General features: G+C 63.3%; 8 protein-coding genes. 3 read left to right on the top strand and 5 right to left on the bottom strand.

The genetic code is table 11. The features are described from left to right. From otnC to V7E26_RS27715, 3 genes are all read left to right on the top strand, one after another. Positions 1 to 615: 3-oxo-tetronate 4-phosphate decarboxylase (gene otnC / locus V7E26_RS27725; protein ID WP_324422506.1), on the top strand; the 615-nt coding region annotated here is incomplete at its 5' end. A gap of 178 nt (positions 616 to 793) precedes the next feature. Then, entirely contained in the window at positions 794 to 2,251 is a 1,458-nt protein-coding gene (locus V7E26_RS27720; protein WP_324422504.1) for a metallophosphoesterase, read from the top strand. A gap of 7 nt (positions 2,252 to 2,258) precedes the next feature. Further along, on the top strand, positions 2,259 to 4,256 hold the full coding sequence (locus V7E26_RS27715) for a CHAT domain-containing protein (protein ID WP_324422502.1): 1,998 nt from the start codon (positions 2,259 to 2,261) through the stop codon (positions 4,254 to 4,256). A 29-nt stretch (positions 4,257 to 4,285) separates the two neighbouring features. Here V7E26_RS27715 and V7E26_RS27710 read toward each other — a convergent pair whose 3' ends face one another. From V7E26_RS27710 to V7E26_RS27690, 5 genes are all read right to left on the bottom strand, one after another. Beyond that, positions 4,286 to 4,990 carry an ABC transporter ATP-binding protein gene (locus V7E26_RS27710; RefSeq protein WP_324422500.1) on the bottom strand — a complete coding sequence of 235 codons (705 nt, stop codon included), beginning with the start codon at positions 4,988 to 4,990 and terminating at the stop codon, positions 4,286 to 4,288. After that, on the bottom strand, positions 4,974 to 5,708 hold the full coding sequence (locus tag V7E26_RS27705; RefSeq protein WP_324422498.1) for an ABC transporter ATP-binding protein: 735 nt from the start codon (positions 5,706 to 5,708) through the stop codon (positions 4,974 to 4,976). The genes V7E26_RS27710 and V7E26_RS27705 overlap by 17 nt, the downstream gene beginning before the upstream one ends. Continuing rightward, positions 5,705 to 6,685, bottom strand: a complete 981-nt coding sequence (locus V7E26_RS27700; protein ID WP_324422496.1) for a branched-chain amino acid ABC transporter permease — start codon at positions 6,683 to 6,685, stop codon at positions 5,705 to 5,707. Before V7E26_RS27700 ends, V7E26_RS27705 begins: the two co-directional genes overlap by 4 nt. Beyond that, complete coding sequence (locus V7E26_RS27695) at positions 6,685 to 7,563, bottom strand: branched-chain amino acid ABC transporter permease (protein ID WP_324422494.1); 879 nt, start codon at positions 7,561 to 7,563, stop codon at positions 6,685 to 6,687. Before V7E26_RS27695 ends, V7E26_RS27700 begins: the two co-directional genes overlap by 1 nt. Positions 7,564 to 7,588: 25 nt before the next feature. Then, positions 7,589 to 8,406 (bottom strand): ABC transporter substrate-binding protein (locus V7E26_RS27690; RefSeq protein ID WP_324422492.1); only part of this gene is annotated, 818 nt, incomplete at its 5' end.

The following is an 8,406-nucleotide window of genomic DNA, read 5'->3' as shown; positions in this document are numbered from 1 at the left end:
TCGCTGTTCGAGCGCGGGCTGACGCCGGGCTCCTCCGGCAATATCAGCGTGAAACTCGACGATGGCGGCTGGCTGGTGACGCCGACCAACGCCTCGCTCGGCTTTCTCGACCCGGCACGGCTATCGCGGCTCGGGCCGGACGGGCGGCTGGTTTCGGGCGATGCGCCGACCAAGGAAGTGCCGCTGCACACCGCGCTCTACCAGAGCCGAAGCGCGGCGCGCGCCATCGTCCACCTGCATTCGACCCATTCGGTGGCGCTGTCGATGCTGCCCGAGATCGACCCGCGCGCCGCGCTGCCGCCGATGACGCCGTACTACCTGATGAAATGCGGGCAGACCGCGCTCGTGCCCTACTACCGCCCCGGCGACCCGGGCGTGGCCGCCGCCATCAAGGGGCTGGCCGGGAAATACTCCTCCGTGCTGCTCGCCAACCATGGGCCGGTGGTGTCAGGCGACACGCTGGAGGCGGCGGTGTTCGCGATGGAAGAGCTGGAAGAGACGGCGAAGCTCTATCTGCTGCTGCGCGGGTTGAACCCGCGGTATCTGTCGCCCGAACAGGTGAAGGATTTGACCGAGGTGTTCGGGCTGACGCTGCCGGAACACGGGCACGATTAGCGCCGCCACGTCATGACCGGGCTTGCACCGGGCAGCCAATTTGGGGCGCGCCTCCGTCACTGCGAGCGCAACGAAGTCATCCCAACAAACAGCAACCTTGACTATAAGTTGAACGAGACGCAAGATGCTCGCTTTCAAAATGCTGGAATTGCTTGATTGATTTCGATTGGAGGTTCTCGTGCCTGCCCGGTCCGACAACATCCCGCAGTTTGACGAACTCTATTCGGTGTCCGACCTGCACATGGGTGGCGCCGAAACCGGCTCGCAAATCTTCAATTCAGGCGCCGAACTCGCCAAGCTGATCGAGTTTCTGCGAACGAAACCTGGCAACGTCGCCCTGGTAATCAATGGCGACATGGTTGACTTTCTGGCCGAGCCGGGCGCCAGAGCGTTCGATCCCGACGGCGCCATCCAGAAGCTCGACCGCATCGCCAGGGATGCCGCTTTCGCGCCGGTCTGGAAGGCACTCAAGAAATTCGTCGGCACCAGGGACCGGCGCTTGATCATCACGCTCGGCAATCACGATGTCGAACTCTCGTTGCCATGGGTTCGCGAACATCTTCTTCAACTGATCGCCGGGGATGACGACGCAGCCCGCGGCCGTATCATGCTGGCGTTCGACGGCACCGGGTTTCTCTGTCGGGTCGGCAATGCCACCGTCCTGTGCCTCCACGGCAATGAGGTCGACGATTGGAACGTGACCGACTTTGAGACCATACGCCGCTGCGGGCGCGATCTGCAGCAGGGACGTTCTGTCGACCCCTGGATTCCCAATGCCGGCACGCATCTCGTCATTGAAGTGATGAACGATATCAAGAGAGGGTATCCGTTTGTCGATCTGCTGAAGCCCGAGCTGGAAGCCGTGATCCCTGTATTGCTCGCTGTAGCGCCGGAAAAACGCGACCAGATCGGCGGCGTGTTCCCTGTGCTCAAACGTCTTGCGATGGATAAATTCCGGCGGGCCACAGGCCTGCTCGGCGCCGAAGAAGAGCGTGAGGAGATATCGCTGAAGGCAAACGGCGCGCCGATGCCGCGGCGGCAGATAGACCACGGCGCCCTGATGACGCAGATGGACGACCGCCTGCAAAGGGGCGTCGAACCCGTCTCACTCCTTCCCGACATCGAACGCGCGCGGCAACTGGGGGTCCCCGATGCGGTATGGAGTTGGGTACGCGGGAAGGATGTTCGCGAAACGCTCCGCAGAGCTCTCGACGATCTACAGAAGGACCGCAGTTTTGAATGGTCGCTCGCGGATGACACCTTCCACCAGCTCGACGACACGATCGCGTCGAATATCGACTTTGTCCTGGCCGGCCATACCCATCTGGAGCGGGCACTGCCGCGGCGCGCGCGAAACGGCTTTTATTTCAACAGCGGAACCTGGGCCCGATTGATCCGCCTGGCGCCCAACGCGCTGGCCGATCAAGCCGAGTTCAACAAGATCTACGGCGCGATGGCTGCCGGAACCATGAAGGCGCTCGATGAATTTCCCGGGCTCGTGCTGCAGCGGCGTACGGTCGTAGCCGTAAGACCAGGCAGCGGGGGCACGCGCGGCGAGCTTATGCGCTGGGACACGGTAAACGGCAAGCCCGACCTGGTTCCGGTCGGCGCCAATGCCGGCATGACAAAGCCCTGAGGCTGCGATGCATACGATCACTCTCGAACTGCTGCGGCACGGACCAGCGCACAATCAATTGCTGTCTCCCCTGACACCGTATCTCGCCCTTTGCGAAAATCATGGCGCCGTGACGATGCATGTGCCGTTCGAGCATAACCAGTTCCTGCACAGGCTCGACGCGCTCGGCTACCGTGTGAGCGACGACGCGAGAATTTTCCAGCTAAAGGATACTGCCGCCGTGCTCGGCGACATGCTCGGTACTGTTCCCGGACTGACGGCCGAAACCAACAAGCAAAATTCCAGCGATGAACCGCTGACGCATCTTCGCTTGATCCTGTCGGCCTCCGAACTGGCGCTGCTGCCGTTCGAGCTTGCGCTTTCGCCGGCCGGCCTCCCCGGCGCCGGCCAGTATCTGCTGCTGCAACCGCAGATGCCGGTCTGCCTGACGCGCGAGGTGCGCCGCACTCCCGACAACGATCTGAAATGGCCGGACCTCGCGCCGCGCGTGCTGTTTGTCGCTGCGGATCCTCCGGAGGTGGGCGAAATTCCGCTTGAAGCGCATCTGCTTGCGCTGCGGCGGTCCATCGCGCCCTGGGTCAAGTACTATAACCCGAACGACGAGGCGGCGCGCGCAAAGGTCCTGAGCAAGAACTTCGTATTCCTTCCCAACGCGTCGCTCGAGGCCATCGAACGCGAATGCGCTTCCTCGTCCTTTACGCACGTTCACATCCTGGCGCACGGCATCCCGTACGGCGAAGGTCATGACAATCGCTATGCGCTCGCTTTGCACGACCCGCGAGATTTCAGCCGGACGGATCGCGTCAGTGGCTCTCGACTTGCGACCGCCCTGCGGGCCGCCGGCCGATTCGGGAATAACGCCCTGTCACGCCCGGCTGTCGTCACCATGGCAAGCTGCGACGCGGCCAACGTCGGGTCCGTTGCGGGCGCCGGCTCGAGCATTGCGCATGCCCTGCACGAAGCGGGAATTGCCATGGTCGTCGCCGGACAATTTCCACTGTCGTTCGAGGGATCGGTTCGGCTCGTGGAAGTGCTTTATGACGGCCTGTTATCGGGCACCGATCCGCGTCATCTGATTTTCGACGTGCGCCGCCGGCTCTACGGCCAGCTTCCGCAACGGCACGATTGGGCCAGTCTCACGGCCTACCTCTCGTTGCCGCGCGATTTCGACAAGCAACTCTCGGCGACGCAGATAAAGCAGGCAATGGAAAGCATCAATGCCGCGATGACCTATGCCGACGAAGCAACGCGTCACACCTCGGTCAAGTTGCAATCGAAGCTGCGGACCGAACAGAAGCAGGACAACCTCGGTCAGTTGCTGGAGGACGCCAAGCAACGCATGCGCGATGCAAAGAAGCGACTGAACGATCTGGTTGCGACCATTCCGGAGGAGGAAGCCAAGATCTATGGATTGCTCGCCAGCACTGAGAAGCGACAGGCTCAGGTCTTTTACTCGGCCGGACTTGCTTCGGAGTCGAACAAGTTGCTCGTCAACGCACGCGATCACTATTGGGAAGCGTTCCAGACCGACCGCGCCTTGCATTGGGCCGTCGTTCAGTATCTGTCATTGAGCCTGATCGTTGCGCATATTCCAGGCTTGATGGAGGGTGAAAACGTGCCGGGGTCACAGCCGCGGCCGGAGAAGAGCCCAAAACAATTGTGGTCGATGGCCCGCCTGCTGTCGCTCTACGACACGAACCACGAGAGTCCGGTAACCCGGGGCTGGGCGCACGCCAATCTGATCGAACTCTATCTGCTGTCTCTCTTGCCGGATCTGGTCGGTTCGATTGACCAGGCCGAAGCAATGCGCCTGGCGGTCGAACATGCCGATCAGCTACTCAATATCGCGGGCTGGGATTCGTTCGAAGCATACTCGACGCGCCGCCAGGTGCTGCGCTATCTCGAATGGTACAACGATCTGACAGGGGTCTATCTCGCGCCGCTCGTCGATCTCGCGGAACAGATATTCAACCGCTTCCCGCCCGAGGTGGAGGACGAATTCTAGATATCGGACGCACCATGGCGCGCGGCCGATCACAATCCCAGATACGCCTTCCGCACATCCGGATTGACGCTGATGTCAGCGGCGCTGCCCTGCATCAGCACGCGCCCGGTCTGCAGGATGTAGGCACGGTCGGCGATCTCCAGACACTCCGACATGCGCTGCTCGACGATCAGGACGGTCATGCCGGCGTCGCGGATGCGCTTGACCGCCTGGAAGATTTCATCGACCAGTTTCGGCATGATGCCCTGCGACGGCTCGTCCAGCATCAACAGGCGCGGCCGCGTCATCAGCGCGCGGCCGATCGCGAGCATCTGCTGCTCGCCGCCGGACAGCGTCTCGGCGCGCTGCTCCAGCCGCTCCTGCAGGCGCGGAAACAGGTTGAAGACGAGATCGAGCGGCGCCTCGCGGTCGGCCTTGCCGCGGAACAGATAGCTGCCGAGCCGCAAATTGTCGCGCACCGACAGGCGCGGAAACAGCCGGCGGTTCTCCGGCACGTAGGCGATGCCGCGCGAGGTGATGATGTGCTGCGCCATGCCGTCGATCCGCGTGCCGTCAAGCGTCACGGTGCCGGAACGCGGACGCTCGGCGCCGGCGATCGATTTGAGCAGCGTCGACTTGCCGGCGCCGTTGGCGCCCGCGACGCAGACGATCTCGCCCTTCGTCACCTCGATCGAGACCGCCGAGATCGCGACCAGGCCCTGATAGGCGGTGGTGACTTCATGCACCGACAGCATGACGGTCTCCGAGATAAGCGGTGATGACTTTCGGATCGCGGACGACGTCGGCGGGCTTGCCCTCGACCAGCACCTTGCCGAGATCGAGCACGATGGCGCGGTCCACCAGCGGCATCACGATTTCCATGACATGCTCGACCATCAGCACGGTGACGCCGGTCTCGCGCACCTTGCGCACCAGTTCGACGCCGGTCTTGGCCTCGACCGGCGTCAGCCCGGTGAGCACCTCGTCGAGCAGCAGCAGTTTCGGCTCGGTCGCCAGCGCCCGCGCGACCTCAAGCCGGCGTTTTTCAGACGGGACCAGATCGCTCGCCAGTACGTTGGCACGCGGGCCGAGGCCGCAGAACTCCAGCACCTGATGCGCCTTGCGACGGGCATCGCGCATCACCGTGGTGCGGACCAGCGCGCCGACGATGACGTTGTCGATGACGGTCATGGTCTCAAAACTCTTCACGACCTGGAAGGTGCGGCCGACGCCGCGCTGGCAGCGCTCGGCGGCCGGCAGCGCCGTGACATCCTCGCCGTCGAAGATGATCGAGCCCTGGGTGGGCGGCAGCACGCCCGCGATCAGGTTGAACAGCGTCGACTTGCCGGCGCCGTTCGGACCGATCAGGCCGACGATCTCGCCGCGCCCGACCGAGATCGAGACGTCGCTGTTGGCGATCAGGCCGCCGAAGCGCTGCCAGACGCCGCGGGTTTCCAGAAGGGGCGTGGTCATCGTGCCGCCTCCTTGCGCTTGAACTGGAACAGTCCAACCAGGCCCTGCGGCCGCGCCAGCGAAATCAACACGATCAAGCCGCCATAGACGATCAAATCGACGCCGCGACCGGAGCCGCCGATGAACGAACGCGTCAATTCCGTCAGCGGGATCAGGATGACGGCGCCGAGCAGCGGTCCCCACAGCGTGCCGATACCGCCCAGCACCGCCGGCAGCGCCATCAGCAGGGAGAACTGGAAGCCCATCACGCTTTCAGGGTCGATGTAGGAGACGAACTGGGCATAGAAGCTGCCGCCGATCGCGACGAGAAATGCCGACACGGCCGCCGCGCCCATCTTGGAATTGAACACGTCGACGCCGAGGCTTTCCGCCGCTTCCGGATTGTCCTTCACCGCGCGCCACCAATAGCCCCATTTTGAGTCTTCGAGCCACCAGGTGACGAACCAGGCGACGCAGGCCAGCGCCAGCGCGAAGTAGAAATACGGCAGCTTGCTGCGCGTGAACTGGAACTTGAGCCAGCTATCGCCGCGCACGGGAATATCGATGCCGAGCGCGGCGCCGGCCCAGTCCCAGTTGTGGAACAGCAACAGCCCGATTTCGGCGATCACGATGGTGGCGATGACGAAGTAGTGTCCGCGCAGGCGGAAGCAGAGATAGCCGAGCCCCATCGCGATGATGCCGGAGATGATGCCGCCGCCGAGCATGCCGAACCACGGCAGCACGCCGAACTTGGTGAACAGCAGCGCGGTGGTGTAGGCGCCGATCCCGAAATACAGCGCATGCCCCAGCGAGATCTGTCCGCAATAGCCGGAAAGGATGTTCCAGCTCTGCGACAGCGCGCCGTACATCAAGGTCAGCACCATGATGTTCTGCACGTAGACGTCCTTGACGAACAGCGGGACGACGGCCGCGATGGCGGCAAGACAGAAGGCGACGATGAGGTCGCGGCGGCGGCTTCTGGCGAAATCCGTATCCATCAGATCGATCCGAACAGGCCGCGCGGGCGGATGAAGACGACGAGCAGATAAACCGCGTAGATGCCGACAGCCTTGAGCGACGGCGGCAGGATCAGCGCAGTGGTGGCCTCGACGAGGCCGACGATGATGCCGCCGGCGAAGGCGCCGAACACGCTGCCGAAGCCGCCAAGCGCCACCGTGACATAGGCGATCAGCGCAAACGACGCGCCGACATCAGGGTAGATGTAGAAGAAGATCGCCATGATCGCGCCCGACAGGCCCACCAGTGCAGCGCCCAGGCCCCAGCCCAGCGCGAACACCCTGTTCTTGTCGATGCCAACCAGCGCGACGGCGCCGGCATCCTCGCGGGTTGCTTCCAGCGCGCGGCCAAAATCGGTGCGGTTGATGAAGAGATACAGTGCGCCAAAGGCTGCGATCGCCACCAGCGCGCCGACCAGTTGCGGCACCGGCAGGAAGATGCCGGCGACCGAGATCGTCTTGCCGCCCAGCCATGAATTGGTGACGCTGCGGTAGTCGGGCGTGAAGAAGTACTGCGCCAGGCCGCGCATCACGATGGCGAGGCCGAAGGTCGAGAAGATCTGCACCATGCCGGCATTGGCTTTGGCGCGCACGGCAAAGCGGACGACCAGCAGGTAGACCACGGCCCCGAACACGAACAACGCCGCCGCGACCAACGGCGCAGCCAGCAAGGGATCGATCGCGAAGAACACGAACAGGAAGAACGTCACGTACATCGCGATCATCAGGAATTCGCCATGGGCGAAGTTCACGACGTCCATCAGGCCGAAGATCAGCGCGAGGCCGACGGCGATCAGCCCGTAGAGCAGCCCCATCAGGAGGCCGCTGGCGAGGCTTTGGATGATGGTTTCGGCGGTCATGTGCCCTGCCCCGCGTGTGCTTGGCTTACTTCATCGGCCAGGAAGCTTCGGCGACCGCGGCCTGCGTCGGGAAGACGGTGACGAACTTGCCGCCGACATATTGCAGCAGCACCGGATCGGCGTCGTTGTTCTGGCCCATCTCGTCGAACTTGACGCGCTTCCAGGGCATGATGGTCTGCTCGCCCGGCATGTCGGTGGCGACGAGCGCCGCGCGGATCTTCTCGCCGTCGGTCGACTTGGCGCGGTTGATGGCGTCGGCCATCACGATCAGGCCCATGAACTGCCGTGAAGAATAGTCGTTGAAGTCCTTGCCCGACCGCTCCTTGAACATGTCGTTGATCTTGCCGACCATCGGTCGCTTGGCCGCAAGGTCGAGCGAGAAGCTGCCGCGCGAGATCACGCCGGCGAGCTTGTCGCCGACCGCGTCATAGAGCGCCTTCTCGGAGAAGCCGGCGTCTTGCGCCACGATCGCATTCGGCTTGTAGCCGAGTTCGGCCATGGTCTTGACCAGCAGAATGCCGTCGGTGGTGTAGCTCGAGGGCATCAGCACGTCGGCGTTCGCGGCCTTCAACTGCTGCACCTCGGCGGTCAACGACGGCGAGTTGGCGCGGTACTTGATGTCGGACACGATCTTGTAGCCCCGCTCCTTCGCCAGCTTGGTCTGGGCGTTGGCGGAGTCGGTGCCGAAGATGGTGTCTTCGTGGAACAGCGCCAGCGTATCGATCCTGGTGCCCTTCTTCTTCAGCGCATCGAAGAAGTCGAACATCGCGGTCGAGAACATCTCGTCGTGCGGCGCGGCGCGGAAATAGAACTTCAGGCCGCGGCGATGCAGGCTCGGCGAGG

It is taken from the genome of Bradyrhizobium sp. (genome assembly GCF_036735945.1).
Taxonomy (GTDB): Bacteria; Pseudomonadota; Alphaproteobacteria; order Rhizobiales; family Xanthobacteraceae; genus Bradyrhizobium.
This window is presented reverse-complemented; position numbering and strand designations above follow the sequence as displayed.